We start from the raw sequence: 24,159 nt of genomic DNA, 5'->3' as shown, positions 1-24,159 counted from the left end.
CCGCCGGGGCGCCGCGTGGGCACGTTTGAGCGATCGGGACCCGGGCTAGGTTGAGGCGTATGGCTTCAACGTTCGGTGCTGCTCAGGTCCTGGTGGCCTCCAACCGTGGGCCCGTCTCGTACCAGGTGGAGGAGGACGGCTCGCTCACCGCCAAACGGGGCGGCGGCGGGCTGGTCTCCGGGCTGTCGGCCATCGGGCCGGACGCGGGCGCCCTGTGGGTGTGCTCGGCGCTGTCCGACGGTGACCGGGAGGCGGTGCGGCGCGGGGCCGGCGAGGACGGCGTGCGGATGCTGGACGTCCCGGCCGACGTGCACGCCGACGCCTACAACGGCATCGCCAACTCGGTGCTGTGGTTCGTCCACCACATGCTGTACCAGACGCCGCTGGAGCCGGTCTTCGACGCGGAGTTCCGCCGGCAGTGGGCGGCGTACGAGCGCTTCAACCGGGCCTTCGCCGAGGCGCTGGCCGAGGAGGCCGCCGAGGGGGCGGTCGCGATCGTCCAGGACTACCACCTGACGCTGGTGCCGGGGATGCTCCGCGAGCTGCGGCCCGACCTGCGCATCGGGCACTTCTCGCACACCCCGTGGGCTCCGCCGGAGTACTTCCGGATGCTGCCGGACGACGTGGCCGGGCAGGTCCTGCGGGGCATGCTGGGCGCGGACCGGCTCGGGTTCCTCACCCAGCGCTGGGCGGACGCGTTCACCGCCTGCTGCGAGGCGTTCGCCGGGGGGCTCGGCGACACCCGTGTCGGCGTGCACGGGCTCGGCGCGGACGGGGACTTCCTGCGGCGGCGGTCGCACGAGGCGGACGTGGACGAGCGGATGGCGGCGCTGCGGGCGGAGATCGGCCCGGGCCGGAAGACGATCGTGCGGGTGGACCGCACCGAGCTGTCGAAGAACATCGTGCGCGGCCTGCTGGCCTACCGGCACCTGCTCGCCGAGCGCCCGCAGTGGCGGGAGCGGGTCGTGCACGTCGCGTTCGCCTACCCGTCGCGACAGGATCTGGCCGTGTACCGCGACTACACGGCCGAGGTACGGCGGCTCGCCGAGGAGATCAACGCGGAGTACGGGACGGCGGACTGGACGCCGGTCGTCCTGCACGTCGAGGACGACTTCGCCCGCTCGCTGGCCGCCTACCGGCTGGCCGACGTGGCGCTGGTCAACCCCATCCGGGACGGCATGAACCTGGTCGCCAAGGAGGTGCCCGTCGTCTCCGACGAGGGCTGCGCGCTGGTGCTGTCCCGGGAGGCCGGCGCGTTCGAGGAACTCGGCGAGGACGCGGTGCCCGTCAACCCGTACGACGTGGTCCAGACGGCCGAGGCCCTGCACACGGCGCTGTCGATGCCCGCCGGGGAGCGGGCGGAACGCGCCAAGCGCCTGTCCGCCGCGGCGACCGCCCTGCCCCCGGCGCGGTGGTTCCTGGAGCAGCTGGAAGCCCTGCGGGACTGACCGACCTCGGCGGGCCGGACTCGGCCGGCCCGCCGACGCGCGTCCGGCCGGACCGCCTCTCCCCCGACCGGGCCGCCGGCCCCCGTCAGGCGAGGCGTGCCGCCAGGTGCCGCAGCAGGCCCACCACGCCCGCCGGGCCGTCCACGACGAGGTCCGCCCGCTCCCGCAGCCGCGTCACCTCGTCGCTGCCGCTGCACACCAGGACGCCGGGCGTACCGGCGGCGCGCAGCTCGTCGACGGCCGCGTAGGCCGGCAGGTCGCCGAGGTCGTCGCCCGCGTAGAGGACGCACTCCGCCCCGATCGCGCGGACGTACTCGGTCAGGGCGACGCCCTTGTCCATGCCCGGCGGGCGCAGTTCCAGGACCATCCGCCCCGGCTCGACGATGAGGCCGTGGCGGGCGGCCAGGTCGGACAGGGGGGCGCGCAGGGCCTCGAAGGCGGCCTGCGGGTCGGCGGCGCGGCGGGTGTGGACGGCGAACGCGCGCCCCTTCTCCTCGACCCGCGTTCCCTGCCCGGGCCCGGCCCCGGCCTTCTCCAGCAGGCCCGGCAGCTCGGCGCGGGCGGCCGCGACGCCGGGGTCGGGGGCGGGCGAGGTGACCTCGCCGGTGGCGGCGTCCCAGCGCTCGGCGCCGTAGTGGCCGAGGACGACGAGGTGTTCCAGGCCGGGCACGCCCGCGAAACCGCCGTACCGGACGGCGACCTCGGCCGGGCGGCCGGTGATCACCGCGACGGCGGCCAGCCGGGGGGCGAGGGCCGCGAGCACCGGTACGGCGTCGGGGTGCGCGCGGGCCTGGTCGGGGTCGGGCACGATCGGGGCGAGCGTGCCGTCGAAGTCCAGCGCGACCACCGCGCGGCCGGGGCGCGCGAGGAGGGCGTCCAGGCCCTCCCGTCCGGCCTCGGTCGCGGGCGTCGGCGGGTCGTCCAGGGGATGCGAGGGGACGTCGGTGGAGTCCTTGTTGCTGCCCATAGGGCGAACCTATCCCCGACGGGCCGCCGCTACGCCCCCCGAGCCCGCCCGCCTCAGCGCGCCGCCCGGCGGGCCTCGCGGACCCGGCGCAGCCGGTTGACCGTCACCGGGTCCGCGGCGAGGGCCCGCGGGTCGTCCAGCAGGGCGTTGAGCACCTGGTAGTAGCGCACCGGGGCCAGCCCCAGCTCCTCCCGTATCGCGCGCTCCTTGGCGCCGGGGCCGGGGAAGCCACGGCGTTCGAGGGCGAGGACACGCAACTCGCGTTCACCGAGCCGACCGGGCGCGCCGCTCCCGCCGGGCCCACCCGTCCCGCCGGTTCCGCCGAGCTCTTCGGGCTGCTCCTGCTCCATGCCCGCCACCGTAACGCGCGGCACCGACAGCGGACGGCCTCCGGCCACCACCCCGCCGCCGGTCCTCCGCCGCTCGCTACTCCGCGCTCTCCGCCCGGGTCGCCGTGGCCTGGATGGAGCCGAGCACGGCCTCCGGGCTGCCGCCCGGGGCGACCGCCCGGCCGATCCGCTTCTTGATCTCCGCGCTGACCTCGGCCCAGGAGACCTTGCCGACCGGGTAGAGCTCGGACGACAGCAGCTCGTCCAGGAAGGGCCGCAGCTCCTTGTCCTGGGCGGCCGTGCTCATGGCCTCGGACGCGGAGGTGGTGACCGGCAGCAGGTCGTACTCACGGGAGAAGCCGAGGACGTTCTCGTCGCTGTAGACGAAGTCGAGGAAGTCGCCGACCTGCTCCTGGTGGCCGTTCTGCTTGAAGGCCGTCATCCAGTCGGTGACACCGAGGGTCGCCTTGCTCGGGCCCTCAGCGCCCGGGGTGGGCACCATGCCGAACTTGACGCCCTTGGCGGCGGCGATCTTCATCAGCGAGGGATGCCCGTTGAGCATGCCGACGTCGCCCTGGGCGAACGCGGTGAAGGCTGCGGCCCGGTTGAGCTCGCCGGGGGCCACCGGTCCGGTGAGGTCCTTGCCGACCAGCTCGTCCTTGAGCCAGGCGAAGGTGGCGACGTTCTCGGCGGAGTCGATGCGGTAGGAGCCGACCGACTCGGTGTAGCCGCCGTCGCCGCTGAGCAGCCACTGGAGCGTCTCGGCCTGAGCCTCCTCGGGGCCCAGCGGCAGCGCGTAGGGGTACTTCACGCCCTGCGCCTTCAGCGCCTCGGCGGCCTCGGCGAGGTCGTCCCAGCTCTTGGGCGGGGTGATCCCGGCCTCGGCGAAGAGGGTCTTGTTGTAGAATAGCACGCGGGTGGAGGCCGCGAACGGCATGCCGTACTGCACTCCGTTGACCTGGCCCGCGCTCTCCAGCTGGGAGACGAAGTTGGCCTGTACGGGGATGGAGAGCACGTCGTCGGCCCGGTAGAGCAGGCCCTTGTCCGCGTAGTCGGCGTAGGCGCCGATCTGCGCCATGTCAGGCGCCTCGCCCGCGTCGACCATCTCGCGGACCTTGCGGTCGACGTCGTTCCAGGAGTGGACGGTGACGTCGATCCTGACGTCGGGATGCTCGGCCTCGTACGCCTTCACCAGTTCGTCCCAGTACTTCTGGGAGCTGTTGGCCTTGCTGTCGCCGTAGTCGGCGGCCACGAGCTTCAAGGTGACCTCGGAGTCGCCGGTGAGACCACAGCCCCCCAGAACCGCCGTCATGCCCAGTGCGGACATCACCGCGATCGTTCCTGCCTTCAGCCGCTGCACCGATCCGCCCCAAACGTTGCCGTGCCTCGCGCGAGAACCAACAGAATCGGACTCTGTTGCTCCGAAACGCGAAAATTTTCGAAACCGCAGCCCTAAGGTCTACACCACACCAGTGGACTAGACCTCTTGCGGGTGGACGGGCCACACTGTCCCCCGTGAGACATGTCATCGCCCTCGATGTGGGCGGCACCGGGATGAAGGCCGCCCTGGTCGGCGCCGGGGGCGAACTGCTCCACCAGGCCCGCCGGGCCACGGGGCGCGAACGCGGACCCGAGGCGGTCGTCGCGGACATCCTCGACTTCGCCGCCGAGCTGCGCGCCGTGGGAGCCGACCGGTTCGGCGAGCCGGCCCGCGCCGCCGGCGTCGCCGTCCCCGGCATCGTCGACGAACGGCACGGCACCGCCGTCTACGCGGCCAACCTCGGCTGGCGCGACGTCCCGCTGCGCGCCCTGCTCGGCGAGCGGCTGGGCGGCCTGCCGGTCGCCCTCGGGCACGACGTGCGCACCGGCGGCCTGGCCGAGGGCCGGGTCGGGGCCGGGCGCGGCGCCGACCGGTTCCTGTTCGTGCCGCTGGGCACCGGCATCGCGGGCGCCATCGGCATCGACGGCCGGGTGGAGGCGGGCGCCCACGGCTTCGCCGGGGAGATCGGCCATATCGTCGTACGGCCCCAGGGCCTGCCCTGCCCGTGCGGGCAGGCCGGCTGCCTGGAGCGGTACGCCTCCGCCGGCGCCGTCGGCCAGGCGTGGGCCGCGGCCTGCCAGGATCCCGGCGCGGACGCGGCCGACTGCGCCAAGGCCGTCGTGTCCGGGGACGTACGGGCCGAGCGGGTGTGGCGGGAGGCCGTGGAGGCGCTCGCCGACGGGCTGGTCACCGCGCTCACTCTGCTGGACCCGCGCACGCTGATCATCGGTGGCGGCCTGGCCGAGGCGGGGGAAACCTTGTTCACACCGCTGCGGGACGCCGTCCGGCGGCGCGTCACCTTCCAGAAGCTGCCCGAGATCGTCCCCGCGGCGCTGGGGGACACCGCCGGGTGCCTCGGTGCCGGGCTCATGGCCTGGGACCTGCTGCACACCCCTACGACTCCCCCGGAGGTAACCACCTGATGGCTCCCAGCAAGGTTCTCGCCGGCGCCCGGGTGGTACTGCCCACCGGCACCGTGGACGACGGCCGCCTGGCCGTCGACGGCACGCGCATCGCCGCCGAGGCCCCGCCCGGCGCCGAGACCGTCGACCTGACCGGCCACTGGGTGGTCCCCGGCTTCGTCGACCTGCACAACCACGGCGGCGGCGGCGCCTCCTTCACCTCCGGGACGACCGAGGAGGTGCTCCGGGGCATCCACACCCACCGCCTGCACGGCACCACCACCCTCGTCGCCTCCGCCGTCACCGGCGACCTGGACTTCCTCGCCCGCCGCGCCGGGCTGCTGGCGGAGCTGGCCGAGCAGGGCGACATCGCCGGCATCCACTTCGAGGGCCCCTTCATCTCCCCGTGCCGCAAGGGCGCGCACTCCGAGGAGCTGCTGCGCGACCCCGACCCGGCCCTGGTCCGCAAGCTGGTCGACGCCGCGCGGGGCCACGCCAGGATGGTCACCCTCGCCACCGAGCTGCCCGGCGGCATCGACTCCGTGCGGATGCTCGCCGACCGGGGCGTGATCGCGGCGGTCGGCCACACCGACGCCACCTACGAGCAGACGGTCGAGGCGATCGAGGCGGGCGCGCGCGTCGCCACGCACCTGTTCAACGCGATGCCGCCGCTCGGCCACCGCTCCCCGGGCCCCATCACCGCCCTCCTGGAGGACGAGCGGGTGACGGTCGAGCTGATCAACGACGGTGTCCACCTGCACCCGGCCGCGCTCCGGCTGGCCTTCCACCACGCGGGCGCCGCCCGCGTCGCCTTCATCACCGACGCGATGGACGCGGCCGGCTTCGGCGACGGCCGGTACATGCTCGGCCCGCTGGAAGTCGAGGTCGAGGGCGGGGTGGCCCGCCTGGTGGACGGCGGCTCGATCGCCGGCTCCACGCTCACCCTGGACCGGGCCTTCAAGCGGGCGGTGACCGTGGACGGGCTCCCGGTCGAGGACGCGGTGGCGGCCCTGTCCGCCAACCCGGCCCGGCTGCTCGGCCTGTCCGACCGCGTGGGCTCCCTGGAACCCGGCAAGGACGCCGACCTCGTCGTCCTCGACGCCGCCTTCGACGTGAAGGGCGTGATGCGCCGGGGTGCGTGGGTGGTCGATCCCCAACTGGGCTGATCCGTCCCCCGGTCACCGCACGGTGGCCGGTTACGGGACTGGGCCGCCCGCCGTCTCTTTGGCATGATCGGCCTTCCGGAAACACCCTCCGGAAACCACATGTCGGGCGAGTCAACCGGGGGAGGCAGGCCCAGTGATCCTCACGGTCACGCTGAACACCGCTCTCGACATCACCTACCGCGTACGGGCCCTTCGGCCGCACGCCTCCCACCGGGTCTCGGAGGTGACCGAACGCCCCGGCGGCAAGGGGCTGAACGTCGCCCGGGTCCTCGCCGCCCTCGGGCACGAGGTGACGGTCACCGGTTTCGCGGGCGGCGCCACCGGCCGGGAGGTGCGGGAGCGGCTGATCGGCACGCCGGGGATCGCGGACGCGCTGGTCCCGGTGTCCGGCGCGACCCGGCGCACCATCGCCGTGGTGGACGAGGACGCCGGCGACACCACCCAGCTCAACGAGCCCGGCCCGGCCGTGACGCCCGCCGAGTGGCACGCCTTCCAGGAGGCGTACGGGGAGCTGCTCGCCGGTGCCCGCGCGGTCGCCCTGTGCGGCAGCCTGCCGCCGGGCGTGCCGGTGAACGCCTACGCCGGACTGATACGGACGGCCCGCGCCGCCGGGGTTCCGGTCCTGCTGGACACCAGCGGCGAGCCGCTGCGCCGCGGGGTCGCCGCCCGCCCCGACCTGATCAAGCCCAACGCCGAGGAACTGGCCGAGCTGACCGGCTCCCACGAGCCGCTGCGCGCCGCGCAGGACGCCCGCCGCCGCGGCGCCCGCTCCGTGGTGGCCTCGCTCGGCGCCGACGGGCTGCTGGCGACGACTCCCGAGGGCCGCTGGCGCGCCGCCCCGCCCGCCCGGGTCCGGGGCAACCCGGCCGGCGCCGGCGACTCCGCGGTCGCGGGTCTGCTGTCGGGCCTGGTGGAAGCCCTGCCCTGGCCGGACCGGCTGGCCCGCGCGACCGCCCTGTCGGCGGCGACCGTGCTGGCACCGGTGGCGGGCGAGTTCGACCGGGCGGCCTACCGGGAGCTGCTGGGACGGGTGGCGGTGACGGCGGAGGCGACCGCGGCCTAGGGTCTTCCGCTTGGACCAGGCCGGACCCCGCGGGCCCGGCACGATCCGAGCGAGAGGCCCTACCTGCGCTTGACCTGGCCTTCCTTCAGCCAGAGCTGGTCCAGCAGGACGTTGCACTTGTCGCCGTCCTGGCAGGACAGCGTGATCGTGTTGGTGCCCTTGTTGAGGGTCGGCCAGGCGTAGGTCTCGGTCCAGCCCTTGGCGAAGTCGCCGTCCTGGGCGCGGGCGAAGTTGCCCAGGTTCAGCTTGTTGCCGAACTCCTTGCCGTTGACCGTCAGCGTCATCGACTGGTCCTCGCCGGCCGCGCTGTAGCGGGCGAAGACGGTGTAGGCGCCGTCCTTCGGGATGCCGTTGACGGTCCAGGTGACCGAGGCGCCGGGCTGGTTGAGGTTGGCCACGTAGATGCCGCCGTCGGACTCGGCGCCCGCCACGTCCGAGGCGAGGGTGGCGCTGCCGCCCAGCCGCAGCGCCTTGGCGTCGATCGTCGGCAGCTCGACCTGGCTGTCGGCGCTGCCGCTGCTCGACGGGGCCGGTTCGGAGGTCTGCGACTGGGTGGGAGCCGTGCTCGGGCCGGCCTGGTCGCCCTTGTCGTCGTCCGAGTCGCTGGTCGTCATGGCCACGCCGATGCCGATCACGACCGCGGCGACCACCGCGACCGCGCCGATCAGCAGTCCCTTGGTGTTGGGCCCGCGGCCCCGGCCGCCGCTCTGGCCGCCCGCGCCGTGCGGCGCCGGGCGCTGGGCCGCACCGTGGCCGCCGGGGACGCCGGGGCCGCCGGGGCCGCCCGGGAGCGTCTCCGGGGCGGCGTAGTGCGGGTTGGGCCGGCCGTACGCGCCCTGCTGCTGCGGCGCCTGGCCGTAGGGGGCGGCCTGGCTCTGCTGCCCGTACTGCCGGGAACCGACGGTCCGCACGCGGTTGACCGAGTGGGGGTAGCCGTAGCCACCGGACGGCGGCTGGGCCCCGTTGGCCTGCCCGTCGGCGTACAGGTAGCCGAACGGGTCGTCGTCCTCGGGCGTGCTCGCGCCGTTGTTGCCGGGCGTCATCCCTAGGTCTCCTAACCAGATGCGGTGCGATTGCGGTACGGGTGGTGAGAGAGCGAGCCTACCCGCTTCCGATCCCCCGAAGAGGTGACCGATCTCGCGTCAGGCCGCCGACCTGGGGCTCAGCCGGCCCGCCGGTGCTGTTTGGGACGAGATCGTTTCTCGACGTACATCCGTTCGTCAGCGGACTTCAGGACTTCGTCGGCGGTCATGCCGCAGTGCGCCCACCCGATGCCGAAGCTGGCGCCGACCCGGACGGCCCGCCCCTCGGCGCGGATCGGCTGGATGATCTCGTTGCGCAGCCGTACGGCGAGGTCCTGGGCGTCGGCCCGGCCGAGCCCGTCGGCGAGGATCACGAACTCGTCGCCGCCGAGCCGGGCGACGGTGTCGCCGTCCCGCACGCCGTTGCTCAGCCGCCGGGCGACCTCGATGAGGACGGCGTCGCCCGCGTTGTGCCCGAACCGGTCGTTGATCGACTTGAAGCCGTCGAGGTCGCAGAAGAGGACCGCGAGCCCCTTGGTGCCGTCGTCCCGGTCGCCCTCGGGGGCGACCGCGTGCACATGGTGGTCGTAGGCGTCGTACGGATCGGCGCCGGCCGGGAAGTCGAAGGGGTGGCCGCCGGAGCCGGCGACGGGATGGGCCCACGCCGCGTCCATGGCGTCGACCGCGGTGGGCTGCGCGGCCGGCGGGCGCGTGCACAGCCGCGCGGAGAGGCGGGCCCGCAGCTCGGCGGAGTTCGGCAGGCCGGTGAGGGAGTCGTGGGAGGCGCGGTGGGCGAGCTGGAGCTCGCGGCGCTTGCGCTCCTCGATGTCCTCGACGTGGGTGAGCAGGAAGCGGGGGCCGTCGGCGGCGTCGGCGACGACGCTGTTGCGCAGGGACACCCAGACATAGCTGCCGTCGCGGCGGCCGAGGCGGAGTTCGGCCCGGCCGCCCTCGGCGGAGGTACGGAGCAGGGTGCCTATGTCCTCGGGGTGGACGAGGTCGGAGAAGGCGTAGCGGCGCATCGCGGAGGCGGGCCGGCCCAGCAGGCGGCACAGGGCGTCGTTGGTGCGCAGGATGCGGCCGTGCTGCTCACCGCCCATCTCGGCGATCGCCATGCCGGAGGGAGCGTATTCGAACGCCTGCCGGAAGCTTTCCTCGCTCGCCCTGAGGGCCTGCTGCTCCCGCTCCAGCCGGACCAGGGCGCGCTGCATGTTGGCGCGCAGCCGGGCGTTGCTGATGGCGATGGCGGCCTGGAAGGCGTACATCTGCAAGGCCTCGCGGCCCCAGGCGCCGGGGCGCCGCCCGTTGCGCGGGCGGTCCACGGAGAGCACGCCTATCAGCTCGCCGCTGGACCGGCCGCCGTGCGGGCCGGGCGCGTACATGGGGGCGAAGAGGCGGTCGGCCGGATGCCACTCGTCGGCGAAGCGGGGCTCGGGCCCGTCGGTGTACCACTGCGGGACGTCGTCGTCGTCGAGGACCCAGCCCTCGGTGTGCGGGATGAACACCAGGTCGCCCCACCGCTCGCCCATGCCCAGCCGCCGGTCCCACGCCTCGCGGGAACCGACGCGGCCGGTGATGAGGGCCTCGGCCGCCGGGTTGCCGGTGAACGCGGCGACGACGAGGTCGCCGTCGGGGCGCACCAGGTTGACGCAGGCGAGTTCGTAGCCGAGGGCCTGGACCGCGCCGTCGGCGACGGTCTGGAGCGTGTCCGCCAGACTGCGGGCCGTGTTCATGTCGGCCATGACCTGGTGCAGTTGGCGCAGGGACGCAAGACGGACGTACGGTTCCGACTCGGTCTCCATGCTCGCCCTCCCCCCGAGACATCGCAGCGAATCAAGGGATCTGTCCGGCGCCGTTTCCGGGTGGTGCCCTCGCGGCTCCCCCGCCACTGAATCACAGCGCGCTGCCCACTCGGTACACAGGGTCAACAATTATTGCCCCTTGTGACTCAAGTCACAGGTAAACGTGAACAATTGAGTGGTGTTCCTGCCTTCACCCCGTGCGGAACCCGAAGGCGTTGTTTGTCCGGCATGCGCGCGACTCGTGCCGAGGTCCTAGGTCCCGGCTGGGACCGGGGCCCGATGCGGGCCGCCGGGGGCGGCCATTAGCGTGACGGACGTGCCGAACACCTCCTCTGTCACCGCCTCCCCGACCGCCTCCCCCGTCGTCGCCTCCTCGCCGACGCCGTCCGCCGCCGGGCATGCTGAGGGGGTGAGCAACGACGAGTTCCGCGCCGCCATGTCGCGGCTGGCCTCGGGCGTGGTCCTGGTGACCGCGCAGGAGCCGCCGCTCGACCCGGACGACCCCCAGGCGCCACTCGGCGAGTACGCCGGCATGACGGCCACGGCGTTCGTCTCGGTCTCCCTGGACCCGCCGCTGGTCCTGGTCAGCCTGCGCGAGGGCTCCCGCATGGACGACCTGCTCGCCGAGCAGCCCCTGTGGGCGGTCTCCGTGCTCTCCGAGAGCCAGCGCCACATCGCCGGCCGCTTCGCCATGAAGGGCAGGGTCAGCGACCGCCTGCTGTTCGAGGACATCCCCTACACCCGGGGCGAGGCGACCGGCGCCCCGCTGGTGGGCGGCGCCCTGGCCACCCTGGAATGCCGCACCGAGCAGCGCGTGCCGGCGGGCGACCACACCCTGGTGATCGGCCGGGTCCTCACCGCCCGCGTGCCGAGCGCCGAGGGCGGCCCGCTGACGTACTTCCGGGGGCGGTACCGGCAGCTGGGCTGAGCCCGGAATCTCCGTGGCGGCCCGGCGGGCGGCCCGCCTACCGTGCAGGGATGACCTCCATGCCCGCACCCGCGCCCCGACTGGAAGAGATCACCCCGCACAACATCGACGCCGCGCTCGCCCTCCGCGTCCGCCCCGACCAGGAGCACGCGGTCTCCCCCGTGGCGAAGTCGCTCGCCGAGGCGTACGTCCACCCCGGCGTCGCCTGGCCCCGGCTCATCGTCGACAGCGGCCGGCCGGTCGGGTTCCTGATGGCGTTCTTCGGCATCGACTGGAACGGTGACGGCACCCTCTTCCGCTCCGGGCTGTGGCGGCTGAACATCGACGCCGGGCAGCAGGGCCGCGGCTACGGCCGCTTCGCGGTCGACGCGGTGGCCGCCGAGATCCGCCGCCGCGGCGGCGACCACCTCCACGTCTGCTGGCACCCCGGCCCGGACGGCCCGGAGGGCTTCTACCTCGGGCTGGGTTTCCGCATCACGGGCGAGACCAGCGGGGACCAGACGGTCGGCGTCCTCGACCTCGCCTGATCGGGCCGGTCAGGACCAGTTCTTCGGCGACCGGCCCCGCTTGGTCTCCGCCCGCTGCCTCTTCTCCCGCAGCCGGCGCTCGTTGATGCCGCGCGGCACCCGGGTCGGCCTGCGCGGCTTGGGCGGCGGCGCGGTGGCCTCGGCCAGCAGGGCGGCCAGGCGTACGGCGGCGGCCTCGCGGTTGCGCCACTGGGAGCGGTGCTCGGCGGCGCGCACGGTGACCACGCCGTCGGTCAGGCGCCCGGCGAGCCGCTCCAGCGCCCGCTGCTTCCACACCTCGGGCAGGGCCTCGGTCCGCGCCAGGTCGAAGCGGAGCTCCACCTGCGTGTCGGTGGTGTTGACGTGCTGTCCGCCGGGCCCCGACGACCGGGAGAAACGCCACATCAGCTCCGCCTCCGGAAGGGAGACCGAGCCGCGGATGACATGGGGACCTGGCATGCCGTCCATGTTCCCGGCTCCGTCCGGTCCGCGTCACCCGAATATCCGCGCGCCCCGCGAGGCGAGGTGAGACGCCGGGAAGATGCCGGTAAAGAAAGTAAAGACACCTGGAACCTCGCGTACCCCTCTCGTCGTTCCTTGGGGTAGCTGTAGCTTCTTGCGTACGTAAACGAGGAAAGGACTCCCGCAATGGCTGTAAGCCTGTCCAAGGGCGGCAACGTCTCGCTCACCAAGGAAGCTCCGGGCCTGACCGCCGTCACCGTGGGCCTCGGCTGGGACGTCCGTACCACCACCGGCACCGACTTCGACCTCGACGCCTCCGCGATCGCGGTCACCGCCCAGGGCAAGGTCTATTCCGACGCCCACTTCGTCTTCTTCAACAACAAGCAGACCCCGGACAACACGATCGTCCACACCGGTGACAACCGCACCGGCGAGGGCGCCGGCGACGACGAGGCGATCAACGTCGACCTCGCCGCGCTCCCGGCCGACATCGACAAGGTCGTCTTCCCGGTCTCCATCTACGACGCCGAGAACCGCGGCCAGAACTTCGGCCAGGTCCGCAACGCCTACATCCGCATCATCAACCAGGCCGGCGGCACCGAGATCGCCCGCTACGACCTGTCGGAGGACGCCGCCACCGAGACCGCGATGGTCTTCGGCGAGCTGTACCGCAACGGCGCCGAGTGGAAGTTCCGCGCGGTCGGCCAGGGATACGCCTCGGGCCTGGTCGGCATCGCCCAGGACTTCGGCGTCAACGTCTGACGGACGCCCCGCGGTGACGGGCCCCCGGCCGGGCAGGCCGGGGGCTTCGCCGTGTCCGCCGTCAGGGCCGCTCCGGCTTCCCGTCGCCGTACAGCCACTCCTCCCAGATCCCGTCGAAGTCGTGGCCGGGCGCCTTCTTCTCGACATAGGCCGTGAAGTCGCCGGTGTCCGCGGTGCCGTGGCGGTGGGCGCTCGCCCAACTCCGGGCCAGGCCGAAGAAGGCGTCGTCGCCGACCGTCTGCCGGATTCTGTGCAGCACCATCGCGCCGCGCAGGTAGACGGGGCCGGCGGAGACGTGCTCGGCGTCGGGCGGGTTCGCCGGCGCGAAGGCCCAGAGGGCCTCCCCCTCCTCCGCGTCATCAAAGTGCGTGCCGTCGTAGAGCGCCTCGAAGGTCTCCTGCGCGCTGTCGCCGCCGTGGTCCTCCTCCCACAGCCACTCCGCGTACGTGGCGAAGCCCTCGTTGAGCCACATGTCCCGCCAGCTCTTCGGCGTGACGGAGTCGCCGTACCACTGGTGGGCGAGCTCGTGGACGAGGAGGACCACGTCGGGGGCGCCGGGGAAGACGGGCCGGCTCTGGGTCTCCAGCGCGTACCCGGCGTCCTCCGGGTCCTCGACGATCGCGCCGGCGGTGGCGAACGGGTAGGGGCCGAACAGGTCCCGGGCCCATTCCAGGACCTCGGGGATCCGCGCGAGGACCGCCCGGCTCGCCTCGGCCTGGTCCGGATCGACCGCCGTGTACACGGGCACGCCGTCCCCGGTGGCGGAGCGCGCGATCTCGTAGTCGCCGATGGCGAGGGTGGCCAGGTAGCTCGCCATGGGCTCGGCGGTGTGCCAGGTGAAGGACGTGCGGTCCCGGCTGGTCCGCTCGCCGGTCAGCTCGCCGTTGGAGACCGCCCGCAGGCCCTTCGGCACGGTCACCTCGATGTCGTACGACGCCTTGTCGGAGGGGTGGTGGTTGCCGGGGAACCAGGCCATGGAGCCGGTGGGCTGGCCGAGCGCCACCGCCCCGTCGTCCGTGCGCAGCCAGCCCTCCTGCGAACCGTCCGGGTCGGTGATGGTCTCCGGGGCGCCGGAGTAGCGGACGGCGACGCGGAACTCCGCGCCGTCGCCGATGTCGTCCGGCGGCCGGACGGTCAGCTCCTGGCCGGCGCGGTTCCACGGGGCCGCCTTCCCGTCCACGGTGACGCGCCGGACGTCGAGTCCCTTGAGGTCCAGATTGAACGCGGAGAGGTCCTGGGTGGCGCGGGCGGTGAGGGTCGCGGTGCCGGTGAGGCGGTGCGCCCCGGGGTCGTAGGCGAGGTCGAGGGCGTAGTGGGTGACGTCGTAGCCGCCGTTGCCGGCCTTCGGGAAGTACGGGTCGCGCACCCCGGAGCCGCCGGGGGTGCCGTGGACACCGTCCCCGCCGCACGCGGTGAGCGCGGCCAGGGCGGCGGCGACACCGGCGGCGACCGGAACGAGCAGGCGAGGAGAGCGCACCCCGTGATCCTATGGGCGGGGTGCGCGGCGCAGACGGCGTAGGCCGCGTAGGCCGCGTTCCGCGCGGGTCGGGCAGGGCGGGGCGGGCAGCGGGCGTTCGAAGGTGCCGGCCGGCGGGCCGGGGCGGGGTCGTCCGATCGGTTGACCCCGAGGGCGGGCCGGGCGGCGACAATGGTGGTGTTTGCCCAGTTCGACGCGGTGCGCACGGGCCCCTGGAAGGAGGTGCGCCGGATGGCCGAGCCGTACGACCACGCCCCGGACGCCCGGTGGCTCGGCGCCGTCCTGCACGCGGCGTTCTTCCTGCTGCTCGGCGGTGCCCTCGCCCGCTTCCTGCTGCGCCACCCCGGCGAGCCCCGCACCCCGTGGATCGTCGCCCTGTCCGTCGTCCTGGCCCTGCTCCACCTGCTCGGGCCCGCGCTGGACCGCCCCGGCGCGCTGCCCGGCCCGCGGCGGCCGGCCTGGCTGGGCCTGGTCGTCGCGGTGTGGCTGGTGCTCGTCGTCCTCGCGCCCAGCTTCTCCTGGTGCGCGGTGCCCCTCTTCTACACCGGCCTGCGCACGCTGCCCGCGCGGGCGGCACTGGCACTGGCCGGTGTCCTCACCCTGTTCGTCGTCGCCGCGCAGCTCCGGCTGGCCGGGCGCCTCGACCCCGACCTGCTGCTCGCGCCGCCCGCCGTCGCCGCCCTGGCCACGGCCGTCTTCCTGCACACGGAACGCCAGGCGGCCCGGCAGCGCGCCCTGATCGACGACCTGATCCGCACCCGCCGCGAACTGGCCGCCTCCGAACGCCGCGAGGGCACCCTCGCCGAACGCCAGCGCCTGTCCATGGAGATCCACGACACCCTCGCCCAGGGCCTGTCGAGCCAGCGGATGCTGCTCCAGGCGGCCGAGCGGGTGTGGGAGGCGGACCCGGCCAAGGCACACGCCCATGTGCGGGCCGCCGCGTCCGTCGCCGAGCACAACCTCGCCGAGGCCCGGCGCTTCGTCCACGACCTCGCCCCCGCCGACCTCGCCCGCGGCGGCGGCCTCGCCGCGGCGCTGCGCGCCCTGGCGGAGCGGGAGTCCGGCGAGCACCTGACCGTACGCGTCCACGTCGACGGCGGCGGCCGGACCCCGCTGCTGCCCGACCGCGTCCAGTCCGCGCTGCTGCGCGTCGCCCAGGGCGCGCTGGCCAACGTCCGCGAGCACGCGGGCGCGACCACCGCCGCGCTCACCCTCACCCTCCTCGACGACCAGGTGGTCCTCGACATCGGCGACGACGGCCGCGGGTTCGACCCGGACGCGCCGCCGGGCGCCGGCTCGTCGGCCGGGGTGCGCGGCCACGGCCTGCCCGCCATGCGGGCCCGGCTGCGGCAGCTCGGCGGCACCCTGACCGTCGAGTCGGCGCCCGGCGAGGGAACCGTCCTGTCCGCCGCCGTCCCCCTGGAGAACCCCCGATGACCGCTCCCGGCCCCGTGCGCATCCTGGTCTGCGACGACCACGTCGTCGTCCGCGCCGGGCTGCTCGCCCTGCTCGACAGCGCCCCCGGCATCGAGGTGGCGGGCGAGGCGGGCACCGGCGAGGAGGCGCTCGCGCTGGCCGCGAAGCTCGCGCCGGACGTGGTGCTGATGGACCTCCAGCTCGGCGAGGGCATCGACGGGGTGGAGACCACCCGCCGCCTCACCTCCGGGCCCGGCCCCCGCCCGCACGTCCTGGTGCTGACCACCTACGACACCGACGCCGACATCACCCGCGCCATCGAGGCCGGCGCCACCGGCTACCTGCTGAAGGCCGAACGCCCCGAGGAACTGTTCACCGCCATCCACGCCGCCGCCCGGGGCCGCACCGCGCTCTCCCCGCCGGTCGCCAGCCGCGTCATGGCCGGCCTGCGCAACCCGCGCCCCTCCCTCACCGGCCGCGAACGCGAGATCCTCGCCCAGCTCGCCCGCGGCCTGGGCAACCGCGAGATCGCCCGGACCCTGTTCATCAGCGAGGCCACGGTCAAGACGCACCTGCGCCGGATCTACGACAAGCTGGGCGTCGACACCCGCGCGGGCGCCGTGGCGGTGGCCAAGGAGCAGCGCCTGCTGCCGTGACGGGTCCCGGCCCGGGCGGCCCCCGGCCCCCGAGCGGCAGCCCGCGTACGGCCCCTCGGCTCCCCGGTCCCGGCCCGCGTACGGCGGCCCCCTCGGCGCCCCTCCCCTGCTCGCGCAGGCCCGCGCACCCGAGCGCCGTACCGCCCGCCGCCGGGGGTCCGCCGGTGGCCCGTCCTGCGCCGGCCACCGGCGGACCGCCGCCCCCTCCGCCGCCGCGGGACCGCCGTCGCCGTGACACCATCAGCCCGTGCTCGACATCGGTTACGCCCTCTCCCTCCGCTTCCCCGACCCCCCGCAGACCGACTACCGCCGCGCGGACGTCCACGCCCTGCGGCACGACCTGTTCTGCGGCGACGTGTACCTCGCCGACACCGAGTCGGACCGGGAGATCTCCACAGCCTGGGGATGGGTGCCGGTACTGGACTTCGCGTGGGCGCTGTGCGACATCGTCGAGCTGATCGACCGGGACCCGGCCGGCTCCCGCGCCTCCCGCCCCCAGCACGCCGAGCTGGACTTCACCGAGTCCACCGACCGCCTGCTGTTCGAGCGCCGCTTCGGCTGGGTCGACATCGAGGCGGAGTGGCTGCCGCCGGCCGAACCGCCGCTGACCTTCTCCCACTCCGTACTGCGCCGGGAGGCGCGGGACTTCCTGCACGACCTGATCGCCGACCTCACCGACCTGCACGAGGACCTCGCGGACAACCCGGCGATCTGGACCCTCCAGGCACGCTTCCCGCGCGTACCGTGAACGGGCCCGACAACGCCGTACGGTGAGCCGGGCCCGGACGGCGCCCTGCCGTGAACCGGGCCCGTAAGCGCCGCACCGTGAACCGGGCCCGGACGGCGCCCTGCCGTGAGCCCGGCCGCCGCGTTCAGTCCACCACCCGGATCCCCAGCTCCGCCGCCAGCAGCGGCGCCAGGTCCATCAGCTGGACGGGGCTGATCACCGCCCCCGCCAGCCGGTCCACCCCCCGGGCGATGTCCAGTGCGGCGACCCGCCGCAGGTCGACGTCGCGCAGGGTGACCCCGCTGAAGTCCGCCCCCTTCACCGCGCAGTCCACGAACTCCACCCGCTCCAGGCGTGCGCCCGCGAAGTCGGGCTCGACCAGCACGCAGCCCTCGAAGACGACGTCCCTGAGCCGGGCGCCGCGCAGGTTCAGAAAGTCGATCTTGCCGCCGCGCACCAGCACCCGCTCCAGCGCGGCACCGTGCAGCTGCGTCCCGCCCAGCCGCGCGTCGGCCAGCTCGACATCGCGCAGCGTCGCCTCGGCCAGCCCCGTCCCCACCCCCCGTACCCCGGTCAGGACCGTGTCAAGGAGCCGGGCGTGCGGCAGCGACGTCCCGTCCAGAACGCATTCGGTCAGCGCGCAGTCCAGGAAACGGGCGCCCGCCCCCGCCTGCCCCGCGAGATCCGTACCCCGGAACTCCAGCCCGTCGTAGTCCCCGTCCGGCTCCAGCGCCCGGTCGCCGAACGGGACCAGCGGCGGCAGCCGCACCGCCGGCCGCCGCGCCGCCCGCACCTCCGTACCCGCCGCGCCCCGCTTCCCGCCCCCCGCAACCGTCCTCGCCATGCACACCATGCTGCACGGCCCCACTGACAATCCCCGCCGCGCACCGGCGGAGGCTTGACCTCAACCTCGCTTGAGGCTGAAGGCTGGGTCCCGCCACGCGGACCGGGTGAGCCCGCCCCGATCGACGCCCTCGCCTCGATCCACGGCACCGGCCCCCGACCGGCGACACCGCGCCCGAACGCAAGGGGGACCCCATGCACGCCATCCGACTGCACGCCTTCGGCCCCGCCGAGAACCTCGCCTACGAGGAGGTCGAGGACCCGGCGCCGGGCCCGGGCCAGGTCCGCGTCGCCGTCCGCGCGGCCGGCGTCCACCTGCTGGACACCGCCCTGCGCGAGGGCATGAGGGGCCCGCTGCCCGAACTGCCCGCCCTGCCCACCGTCCCCGGCCGCGAGGTCGCCGGTGTCGTCGACGCCCTCGGCGAGGGCGCCCCCGGCACCTGGCTCGGCAAGCGGGTCGTCGCCCACCTCGGCTTCGCCCCCGGCGGCTACGCCGAACTCGCCGTCACCGACGCCGGCCGGCTCCACGAGATCCCCGCGAACCTCGACTTCGCCCAGGCCGTCGCCATGATCGGCACCGGCCGCACCACGATGGGGATCGTGCAGTTCGCCGAGGTGGGCCCGGACTCCGTCGCCCTCGTCCCGGCCGCCGCGGGCGGCATCGGCACCCTGCTCGTGCAGTACGCCAAGAACGCCGGCGCCACGGTGATCGGCCTGGCCGGCGGCCCGGAGAAGACCGCCCGCGTCGCGGCCGGCGGCGCCGACCTCGCCGTCGACTACAAGGACCCCGCCTGGCCGCACAAGGTCCGCGCCCACCTCGGCGGCCGGACCGTCACCATCGTCTTCGACGGCGTCGGCGGCGACGCCGCCCGGGAAGCCGTCGCCCTGCTCGGCCCCGGCGGCAAGCACCTCGTGTTCGGCTGGTCCGCCGAGGGCCTGCGGGGCGGCGAGCCCTACCTCGTCGACGGCGTCTCCGAGCAGGTCCTCGGCCCCGTGATGCTGCACAAGGCCGGCGGCGCCGACCCGATGCGCACCCTCGAACTGCGGGCGCTCACCGAGGCCGCCCGGGGCCGTCTCACACCCGCCGTCCATCGCTTCCCGCTCGCCGAGGCCGCCGCCGCCCACCGCGCGCTGGAGAACCGGGGCACCACCGGCAAGGTGGTCCTGGAGCCATGACCCGGGAGCAGCACAACGGATGCGACAGGCCCCGGTCCGTGTTCTTCTGGCCAGATGAGTGCCACCCGGACAGGTGAGCCGGCCACGCCGACGGACCCCGACCCCCACCGCTGGTGGGGGCTGGTGGTCATCGCCCTGGCCCAGATGATGGTCGTCCTCGACTCCACCATCGTGAACATCGCGCTCCCCTCCGCCCAGCGGGACCTGGGCATGTCCGACGGCAGCCGGCAATGGGTGATCACCGCCTACACCCTCGCCTTCGGCGGCCTGCTCCTGCTCGGCGGCCGGATCGCCGACCTCGCCGGACGCAAACGCACCTTCGTCATCGGCCTCGCCGGCTTCGCCGCCGCCTCCGCGCTCGGCGGCGCCGCCACCACCCCCGGCATGCTCTTCGGCGCCCGCGCCCTCCAGGGCGTCTTCGCCGCCGTGCTCGCCCCCTCCGCCATGTCCCTGCTGAGCACCACCTTCACCGTCCCCGGGGAACGCGCGAAGGCGTTCGGCATCTACGGCGCCCTCGCCGCCGGCGGCTCCGCCACCGGCCTCATCGTCGGCGGGGTCCTCACCGAGTACCTCGACTGGCGCTGGTGCCTGTACGTCAACGTCCCCGTCGCCGTCGCCGCGGTCTTCGGCGCGCTCGCCCTCCTCCGCGACCGCCCCGGCCACGGCGGCGCCCACCTCGACATCCCCGGCGTCCTCCTCGGCTGCGGCGGCCTGACCGCCCTCGTCTACGGCTTCGCCGAGGCCGAGCCCCGCGGCTGGACCGACCCGCTGGTCCTCGCCCTGTTCGCCGCCGCCGTCCTCCTGCTCGCCGCCTTCGTGGCCTGGCAGAAGCGCGCCCCCGGCCCCCTGCTCCCGCTGCACGTCGTCAGCGACCGCACCCGCGCCGGCTGCTTCCTGGCGATCATGCTCGCCGTCGTCGGCATGTTCGGCCTGTACCTGTTCATGACCTACTACTTCCAGGTCGTCCTCGGCTACTCGCCCGTTCGGACCGGCCTCGCCTTCCTGCCCATGACCGCCGCCATCGTCACCGGCTCCACCCAGATCTCCGCCCGGCTGCTGCCGCACCTGCCGCCCCGCCTGCTCATGGTCCCCGGCATGCTCCTCGCCTGCGGCGGCATGCTGCTCCTCACCCGGCTGACGGTCCACTCCGCCTACGCCACCGAGATCCTGCCCGCGCTGCTCCTGATGGGCTTCGGCATGGGCCTCACCTACATGCCGGTCTTCTCCACCGCCACGGCGGGCATCGCCCCCCGGGACTCCGGCGTGGTCTCCGCCACCGTCAACACCTCCCAGCAGGTCGGCGGCTCCATCGGCACCGCGCTGCTCAACACGGTGGCCACCACCAGCAGCGCCTCCTACGTCACCGCCCACCTCGCCGCTCCCGCGGAACGCGGCGGGATCGTCCGGGAGGGCATCGTCCACGGCTACACGGTCGCCCTCTGGCCGGCCGCCGGCATCACGCTGCTGGCGGGCCTGGTCGCGGGCCTGATGGTGACGGCCAAGGCCCCCAAACACGGCGCCCGGGCCGAGACCCTGGTACCCGAACCGGCGACCTGAGAGGCGAAACAAGCCCCGCGCACCACCCCCTCACCGGCTCCGCCGTCCCTTCCCCACCGCCCGCCCGGACCGACGCCGGCCCACACCCGGCGCGCGCCCCCGCCTTCCGAACCCGCCACGACTCGCGCCCGGCGTACGCCCTCCCCACCGCCCGAACCCTCCACGGCCCGCACAGGACGCCCGCCAGCCGCTACCGTCCCGACCCGTGATCGACATCCCCCGAGCCTTCGCGACGGCCCAGCTCCGCCACAACGGTGAGGCCGGCCGCGCCTTCGTCACGGCCCTCCCCGCTCTCGCCGACCGCTTCCTCGACCACTGGCACCTCCGGCTCGACGGCCCCCCGATGCACGGCTGGGCCGCCCTCGTCCTGCCCGTCGTACACCGCCACGACGGCACCCCCGCCGTCCTCAAACTCCAGCTCCCCGACGAGGAGACCGAAGGCGAACCCCTCGCCCTGCGCGCCTGGAACGGCGACGGGGCCGTCCGCCTCCTCGCCCACGACGAGACCACCGGCACCCTGCTCCTCGAACGCCTCGACCCCGCCCGCACCCTCACCCACGTCGAGAACGTCCACGAAGCCGTCCTCGTCCTCGCCCGCCTCCTCGCCCACCTCACCGCCACCCCCGCCCCCACCGGCCTGCGCCGCCTCGCCGACATCGCCCCCGCCCTCCTCGACCGCGCCCGCCGCGCCCTGCCCCGCGTCTCCGACCCCGCCGCCCGCCGCCTGGTCGCCGACTGCGCCGCCGCCGTCCGCGAAGTCGCCGGCGACCCCGGCGACCGCCTCCTGCACTGGGACCTCCACTACGGCAACGTCCTCGCCTCCGCCCGCGCACCCTGGCTCGCCATCGATCCCAAGCCCCTCGTCGGCGACCCCGGCTTCGAGCTCCTGCCCGCCCTGCGCAACCGCCACGACCCCGCCGACACCCGCTGGCGCTTCGACGCCCTGACCGACGTCCTCGGCCTGGACCGCGCCCGCGCCCGCGCCTGGACCCTCGGCCGCGTCCTCCAGAACTGCCTGTGGCACATCGAGGCCGGCGCCCCCCTGGAGGACGAGCAACTCGGCATCGCCCGACGCCTGCGCGACCACGCCGACTAACCTGCGCCCATGATCCGCACCGCGACCCCGGCCGACGTGCCCGTCATCCACACCCTCATCCGCGAACTCGCCGCATACGAAAAGGCCCTGCCCGAAGCCCAGGCCACCCCCGAGCAGCTCCACGAGGCCCTCTTCGGTCCCCACCCCGCCGCCTACGCCCACATCGCCGAGGACGACACCACCGGCGCCCCCGTCGGCTTCGCCCTGTGGTTCCTCAACTTCTCCACCTGGCGCGGCGTCCACGGCATCTACCTGGAGGACCTCTACGTCCGCCCCGAGGCCCGCGGCGGCGGCCACGGCAAGGCCCTGCTGACGGAACTCGCCCGCATCTGCGTCCAGCGCGGCTACAGCCGCCTGGAATGGTCCGTCCTGAACTGGAACACCCCGACCATCGCCTTCTACGAGTCCCTCGGCGCCCGCCCCCAGGACGAATGGACGGTCTACCGCCTGACAGACGAGGCCCTGACGAAACTGGGCACCCAGGCATAACAGAAGCCCAGGTCGCACACTATGTGCGACCTGGGCTTCCACGAGCCCCCTGTCGGATTCGAACCGACGACCTTCGCTTTACAAGAGCGGCGCTCTAACCAGCTGAGCTAAGGAGGCACCGCGCGATCACCACACCGCTCGCGCAGGCTGCTCCACTGTACACAGAGCCCGTTTCCCCGATCCACGAAGTTCCGTCCGCCCGCAGTAGCTCACTCCACCTCGTACTCGAACGAGTAAGCCACCGCCTTCTCCCCGTGCCGTGCGGTGAAGCCGCCGCTTCCGCGCAGGCCCGTCAGGCCGCCGGTGCCCGAGCCGGGCACCACCTCGAAGCGGCAGTGCACCGTGCCGTCGGCGTCGAAGGTGCCCCGCTCCTCCAGGGCGAAGGCGCCCTCCCGTCCGTCGAGCCGGCCCGTCAGCAGTTCCACGCCGGTGAAACTGCCGGTCTGGTCCGCGAGGTAGACGATCGCGTACTCGCAGAGCGTCCCGGCGGCCTCGATGCCGCCGGTGAAGGCGTTGGTGACCGAGGCGCGGGCGAGCCGGGGGCTGGTGTCCTCGGGGCCGACGGGGTGCTCCGTCCAGTCGGCGAAGGTGAAGTGGCCGGTGGTCCGGGTGCCGGGCATGGGTCTCCTGTCGTCCGGTGGCCCGCGCCGTCGCGCGGGCCGTGTGCGCCCACTGTGGCGGCCGTACCCTGACATCTCCTGTCAGGTACGGCGCGGGCGCCCCGACAATGGCCGCCATGCGCGCCGACCGCCTTCTCGCCCTCCTCCTGCTGCTCCAGAACCGGGGCCGGATGACCGCGCCCCAGCTCGCCGCCGAACTGGAGGTGTCGGTGCGGACGGTGTACCGGGACATCGAGGCGCTGGGCGCGGCGGGGGTACCGGTGTGCGCCGATCGCGGGCCCGCCGGCGGGTACCGGCTGCTGGACGGTTACCGCACCCGGCTGACCGGGCTGACGGACGCCGAGGCCGGTTCGCTGTTCCTGGCCGGGATGCCGGGGCCCGCGCGGGAGCTGGGGCTGGGGGCGGTGCTGGCGACGGCCCAGCTCAAGCTGCGGGCCGCGCTCCCCGCCGAGCTGGGCGAGCAGGCCGGCCGGGTGCAGGAGCGGTTCCATCTGGACGCGCCGGCCTGGTTCCGGGACGCCGAGCCGGTGCCGCATCTGGCGGCGGTGGCGCGCGCGGTGTGGGAGCAGCGGGTGCTGCGGGCGCGCTACCGGCGCTGGCGGGGGGAAGTGCGGCGGGAGCTGCGGCCGTTGGGGCTCGTGCTCAAGGGCGGGATCTGGTACCTCGTGGCGTCGTCGGACGACGGCGGGGCGGGGACCGGCGCGGCGGTGCGGTCGTACCGGGTGTCGCGGTTTTCGGAGGTGGAGGCGGCGGGCCAGGGCTTCGAGCGGCCGGCCGGTTTCGATCTCGCCGCCTACTGGACGGAGTCCTCCCGGCGGCTGGAGGCCGCGCTGCACCAGGAGACCGCGCGGCTGCGGCTCTCGCCCCGGGGCCGGAAGCTGCTGCCGATGCTGTTCGGGGCGGCGGGGGCGCGGGCGCTGGAGGCGGCCGGCCCGCCCGGCGGGGACGGGTGGGTGGAGGTGGAGCTGGCGGTGGAGTCGCGGGCCGTCGCGGTGGGAGACCTGCTGCGGCTGGGCACGGAGGCGGAGGTGCTGGGCCCGAACGGGCTGCGGCGAGCGGTGGCGGAGGCGGTGGCGGTGCTGGCCCGGCGGTACGCCGGGGTGTCGCCCTGAGGGGCGGTTCCGAGAATTTCGGCGAAGTTCACATGCCCGCGGGTACTGACAGACCGGGTGAACGCCAGGTACCGTCTCGGCCAGTTCACCTGT

The 24,159-nt window shown here is 74.4% G+C and carries 24 protein-coding genes and 1 tRNA gene; 15 read left to right on the top strand and 10 right to left on the bottom strand.

Annotated elements, in window-relative coordinates; translation table 11 throughout:
* Window positions 1–59 precede the first annotated feature (59 nt).
* Window positions 60–1,448 carry a trehalose-6-phosphate synthase gene (locus AB0L74_RS07860; protein ID WP_365646987.1) on the top strand — a complete coding sequence of 463 codons (1,389 nt, stop codon included), beginning with the start codon at window positions 60–62 and terminating at the stop codon, window positions 1,446–1,448.
* An 85-nt stretch (window positions 1,449–1,533) separates the two neighbouring features.
* On the opposite strand, the gene otsB is transcribed toward AB0L74_RS07860, so the two are convergent.
* The 3 genes from otsB to AB0L74_RS07845 form a co-directional block, all read right to left on the bottom strand.
* Complete coding sequence (gene otsB, locus AB0L74_RS07855) at window positions 1,534–2,415, bottom strand: trehalose-phosphatase (protein WP_365646984.1); 882 nt, start codon at window positions 2,413–2,415, stop codon at window positions 1,534–1,536.
* A 53-nt stretch (window positions 2,416–2,468) separates the two neighbouring features.
* Window positions 2,469–2,765, bottom strand: coding sequence for a DUF3263 domain-containing protein (locus tag AB0L74_RS07850; protein WP_365646981.1), 297 nt, complete (start codon window positions 2,763–2,765; stop codon window positions 2,469–2,471).
* Window positions 2,766–2,841: 76 nt separating this feature from the next.
* Complete coding sequence (locus AB0L74_RS07845) at window positions 2,842–4,071, bottom strand: extracellular solute-binding protein (protein ID WP_365646978.1); 1,230 nt, start codon at window positions 4,069–4,071, stop codon at window positions 2,842–2,844.
* A 188-nt stretch (window positions 4,072–4,259) separates the two neighbouring features.
* Here AB0L74_RS07845 and AB0L74_RS07840 point away from each other — a divergent pair, with 188 nt between their 5' ends.
* From AB0L74_RS07840 to AB0L74_RS07830, 3 genes are all read left to right on the top strand, one after another.
* Window positions 4,260–5,207, top strand: coding sequence for an ROK family protein (locus AB0L74_RS07840; RefSeq protein ID WP_365646975.1), 948 nt, complete (start codon window positions 4,260–4,262; stop codon window positions 5,205–5,207).
* Complete coding sequence (gene nagA, locus AB0L74_RS07835) at window positions 5,207–6,352, top strand: N-acetylglucosamine-6-phosphate deacetylase (RefSeq protein ID WP_365646972.1); 1,146 nt, start codon at window positions 5,207–5,209, stop codon at window positions 6,350–6,352. The genes AB0L74_RS07840 and nagA overlap by 1 nt, the downstream gene beginning before the upstream one ends.
* Before the next feature lie 133 nt (window positions 6,353–6,485).
* Window positions 6,486–7,415 carry a 1-phosphofructokinase family hexose kinase gene (locus AB0L74_RS07830; protein WP_365646969.1) on the top strand — a complete coding sequence of 310 codons (930 nt, stop codon included), beginning with the start codon at window positions 6,486–6,488 and terminating at the stop codon, window positions 7,413–7,415.
* A gap of 59 nt (window positions 7,416–7,474) precedes the next feature.
* Here the strand turns inward: AB0L74_RS07830 and AB0L74_RS07825 are convergent, their stop codons facing one another.
* Together AB0L74_RS07825 and cdgB are read right to left on the bottom strand one after the other, a co-directional pair.
* Window positions 7,475–8,458 carry a carbohydrate-binding protein gene (locus tag AB0L74_RS07825; protein ID WP_365646966.1) on the bottom strand — a complete coding sequence of 328 codons (984 nt, stop codon included), beginning with the start codon at window positions 8,456–8,458 and terminating at the stop codon, window positions 7,475–7,477.
* 119 nt (window positions 8,459–8,577) lie between these two features.
* Window positions 8,578–10,239 carry a diguanylate cyclase CdgB gene (gene cdgB / locus AB0L74_RS07820; protein ID WP_365646963.1) on the bottom strand — a complete coding sequence of 554 codons (1,662 nt, stop codon included), beginning with the start codon at window positions 10,237–10,239 and terminating at the stop codon, window positions 8,578–8,580.
* Between the two features lie 409 nt (window positions 10,240–10,648).
* On the opposite strand from cdgB, the gene AB0L74_RS07815 reads away from it, so the two are divergent.
* Both AB0L74_RS07815 and AB0L74_RS07810 read left to right on the top strand, forming a co-directional pair.
* A complete protein-coding gene (locus AB0L74_RS07815) occupies window positions 10,649–11,167 on the top strand; it encodes a flavin reductase family protein (RefSeq protein WP_365647501.1) in 519 nt (172 codons plus the stop codon).
* Window positions 11,168–11,226: 59 nt separating this feature from the next.
* Window positions 11,227–11,694 carry a GNAT family N-acetyltransferase gene (locus AB0L74_RS07810; RefSeq protein ID WP_365647498.1) on the top strand — a complete coding sequence of 156 codons (468 nt, stop codon included), beginning with the start codon at window positions 11,227–11,229 and terminating at the stop codon, window positions 11,692–11,694.
* 9 nt (window positions 11,695–11,703) lie between these two features.
* Here AB0L74_RS07810 and arfB read toward each other — a convergent pair whose 3' ends face one another.
* Window positions 11,704–12,141 carry an alternative ribosome rescue aminoacyl-tRNA hydrolase ArfB gene (gene arfB, locus AB0L74_RS07805; protein WP_365646960.1) on the bottom strand — a complete coding sequence of 146 codons (438 nt, stop codon included), beginning with the start codon at window positions 12,139–12,141 and terminating at the stop codon, window positions 11,704–11,706.
* 180 nt (window positions 12,142–12,321) lie between these two features.
* On the opposite strand from arfB, the gene AB0L74_RS07800 reads away from it, so the two are divergent.
* Window positions 12,322–12,897: a TerD family protein gene (locus AB0L74_RS07800; protein ID WP_365646957.1), complete on the top strand. Its 576-nt coding sequence runs from the start codon at window positions 12,322–12,324 to the stop codon at window positions 12,895–12,897.
* A 61-nt stretch (window positions 12,898–12,958) separates the two neighbouring features.
* Here AB0L74_RS07800 and AB0L74_RS07795 read toward each other — a convergent pair whose 3' ends face one another.
* Window positions 12,959–14,374: a M1 family metallopeptidase gene (locus AB0L74_RS07795; RefSeq protein WP_365646955.1), complete on the bottom strand. Its 1,416-nt coding sequence runs from the start codon at window positions 14,372–14,374 to the stop codon at window positions 12,959–12,961.
* A gap of 231 nt (window positions 14,375–14,605) precedes the next feature.
* On the opposite strand from AB0L74_RS07795, the gene AB0L74_RS07790 reads away from it, so the two are divergent.
* The 3 genes from AB0L74_RS07790 to AB0L74_RS07780 all read left to right on the top strand — a co-directional run bounded on the left by AB0L74_RS07790 (window position 14,606) and on the right by AB0L74_RS07780 (window position 17,194).
* Window positions 14,606–15,811: a histidine kinase gene (locus AB0L74_RS07790; RefSeq protein WP_365647495.1), complete on the top strand. Its 1,206-nt coding sequence runs from the start codon at window positions 14,606–14,608 to the stop codon at window positions 15,809–15,811.
* Window positions 15,808–16,446: a response regulator transcription factor gene (locus AB0L74_RS07785; protein ID WP_365646952.1), complete on the top strand. Its 639-nt coding sequence runs from the start codon at window positions 15,808–15,810 to the stop codon at window positions 16,444–16,446. The genes AB0L74_RS07790 and AB0L74_RS07785 overlap by 4 nt, the downstream gene beginning before the upstream one ends.
* Before the next feature lie 247 nt (window positions 16,447–16,693).
* Window positions 16,694–17,194 (top strand): hypothetical protein, encoded by a 501-nt coding sequence (locus AB0L74_RS07780; protein ID WP_365646949.1) that lies wholly within the window; start codon window positions 16,694–16,696, stop codon window positions 17,192–17,194.
* Window positions 17,195–17,318: 124 nt separating this feature from the next.
* On the opposite strand, the gene AB0L74_RS07775 is transcribed toward AB0L74_RS07780, so the two are convergent.
* Window positions 17,319–18,017: a pentapeptide repeat-containing protein gene (locus AB0L74_RS07775; protein WP_365646947.1), complete on the bottom strand. Its 699-nt coding sequence runs from the start codon at window positions 18,015–18,017 to the stop codon at window positions 17,319–17,321.
* Window positions 18,018–18,211: 194 nt separating this feature from the next.
* Here AB0L74_RS07775 and AB0L74_RS07770 point away from each other — a divergent pair, with 194 nt between their 5' ends.
* The 4 genes from AB0L74_RS07770 to AB0L74_RS07755 all read left to right on the top strand — a co-directional run bounded on the left by AB0L74_RS07770 (window position 18,212) and on the right by AB0L74_RS07755 (window position 22,334).
* Window positions 18,212–19,192: a zinc-binding dehydrogenase gene (locus AB0L74_RS07770; protein WP_365646944.1), complete on the top strand. Its 981-nt coding sequence runs from the start codon at window positions 18,212–18,214 to the stop codon at window positions 19,190–19,192.
* A 54-nt stretch (window positions 19,193–19,246) separates the two neighbouring features.
* Complete coding sequence (locus tag AB0L74_RS07765) at window positions 19,247–20,749, top strand: MFS transporter (protein WP_365646941.1); 1,503 nt, start codon at window positions 19,247–19,249, stop codon at window positions 20,747–20,749.
* Between the two features lie 205 nt (window positions 20,750–20,954).
* Window positions 20,955–21,845: an aminoglycoside phosphotransferase family protein gene (locus AB0L74_RS07760; RefSeq protein WP_365646939.1), complete on the top strand. Its 891-nt coding sequence runs from the start codon at window positions 20,955–20,957 to the stop codon at window positions 21,843–21,845.
* 9 nt (window positions 21,846–21,854) lie between these two features.
* Entirely contained in the window at window positions 21,855–22,334 is a 480-nt protein-coding gene (locus AB0L74_RS07755; protein ID WP_365646936.1) for a GNAT family N-acetyltransferase, read from the top strand.
* A 43-nt stretch (window positions 22,335–22,377) separates the two neighbouring features.
* On the opposite strand, the gene AB0L74_RS07750 is transcribed toward AB0L74_RS07755, so the two are convergent.
* Window positions 22,378–22,451, bottom strand: a tRNA-Thr gene (locus AB0L74_RS07750).
* A 92-nt stretch (window positions 22,452–22,543) separates the two neighbouring features.
* On the bottom strand, window positions 22,544–22,954 hold the full coding sequence (locus tag AB0L74_RS07745; protein WP_365646933.1) for a DUF3224 domain-containing protein: 411 nt from the start codon (window positions 22,952–22,954) through the stop codon (window positions 22,544–22,546).
* A gap of 116 nt (window positions 22,955–23,070) precedes the next feature.
* On the opposite strand from AB0L74_RS07745, the gene AB0L74_RS07740 reads away from it, so the two are divergent.
* Window positions 23,071–24,066 (top strand): WYL domain-containing protein, encoded by a 996-nt coding sequence (locus tag AB0L74_RS07740; RefSeq protein WP_365646930.1) that lies wholly within the window; start codon window positions 23,071–23,073, stop codon window positions 24,064–24,066.
* The last annotated feature ends 93 nt before the right edge of the window (window positions 24,067–24,159 follow it).

Origin of the sequence: Streptomyces sp. NPDC052020, from assembly GCF_040680575.1 — a bacterium.
Classification (GTDB): Bacteria; Actinomycetota; Actinomycetes; order Streptomycetales; family Streptomycetaceae; genus Streptomyces.
This window is presented reverse-complemented; position numbering and strand designations above follow the sequence as displayed.

Coding starts and splice junctions, on each gene's coding strand:
- AB0L74_RS07860 (WP_365646987.1), top strand. CDS start 60: ATGGCTTCAACGTTCGGTGCTGCTCAGGTCCTGGTGGCCTCCAACCGT.
- otsB (WP_365646984.1), bottom strand. CDS start 2,415: ATGGGCAGCAACAAGGACTCCACCGACGTCCCCTCGCATCCCCTGGAC.
- AB0L74_RS07850 (WP_365646981.1), bottom strand. CDS start 2,765: ATGGAGCAGGAGCAGCCCGAAGAGCTCGGCGGAACCGGCGGGACGGGT.
- AB0L74_RS07845 (WP_365646978.1), bottom strand. CDS start 4,071: ATGTCCGCACTGGGCATGACGGCGGTTCTGGGGGGCTGTGGTCTCACC.
- nagA (WP_365646972.1), top strand. CDS start 5,207: ATGGCTCCCAGCAAGGTTCTCGCCGGCGCCCGGGTGGTACTGCCCACC.
- AB0L74_RS07825 (WP_365646966.1), bottom strand. CDS start 8,458: ATGACGCCCGGCAACAACGGCGCGAGCACGCCCGAGGACGACGACCCG.
- cdgB (WP_365646963.1), bottom strand. CDS start 10,239: ATGGAGACCGAGTCGGAACCGTACGTCCGTCTTGCGTCCCTGCGCCAA.
- AB0L74_RS07810 (WP_365647498.1), top strand. CDS start 11,227: ATGCCCGCACCCGCGCCCCGACTGGAAGAGATCACCCCGCACAACATC.
- arfB (WP_365646960.1), bottom strand. CDS start 12,141: ATGGACGGCATGCCAGGTCCCCATGTCATCCGCGGCTCGGTCTCCCTT.
- AB0L74_RS07800 (WP_365646957.1), top strand. CDS start 12,322: ATGGCTGTAAGCCTGTCCAAGGGCGGCAACGTCTCGCTCACCAAGGAA.
- AB0L74_RS07790 (WP_365647495.1), top strand. CDS start 14,606: ATGGCCGAGCCGTACGACCACGCCCCGGACGCCCGGTGGCTCGGCGCC.
- AB0L74_RS07785 (WP_365646952.1), top strand. CDS start 15,808: ATGACCGCTCCCGGCCCCGTGCGCATCCTGGTCTGCGACGACCACGTC.
- AB0L74_RS07775 (WP_365646947.1), bottom strand. CDS start 18,017: ATGGCGAGGACGGTTGCGGGGGGCGGGAAGCGGGGCGCGGCGGGTACG.
- AB0L74_RS07770 (WP_365646944.1), top strand. CDS start 18,212: ATGCACGCCATCCGACTGCACGCCTTCGGCCCCGCCGAGAACCTCGCC.
- AB0L74_RS07765 (WP_365646941.1), top strand. CDS start 19,247: ATGAGTGCCACCCGGACAGGTGAGCCGGCCACGCCGACGGACCCCGAC.
- AB0L74_RS07755 (WP_365646936.1), top strand. CDS start 21,855: ATGATCCGCACCGCGACCCCGGCCGACGTGCCCGTCATCCACACCCTC.
- AB0L74_RS07745 (WP_365646933.1), bottom strand. CDS start 22,954: ATGCCCGGCACCCGGACCACCGGCCACTTCACCTTCGCCGACTGGACG.
- AB0L74_RS07740 (WP_365646930.1), top strand. CDS start 23,071: ATGCGCGCCGACCGCCTTCTCGCCCTCCTCCTGCTGCTCCAGAACCGG.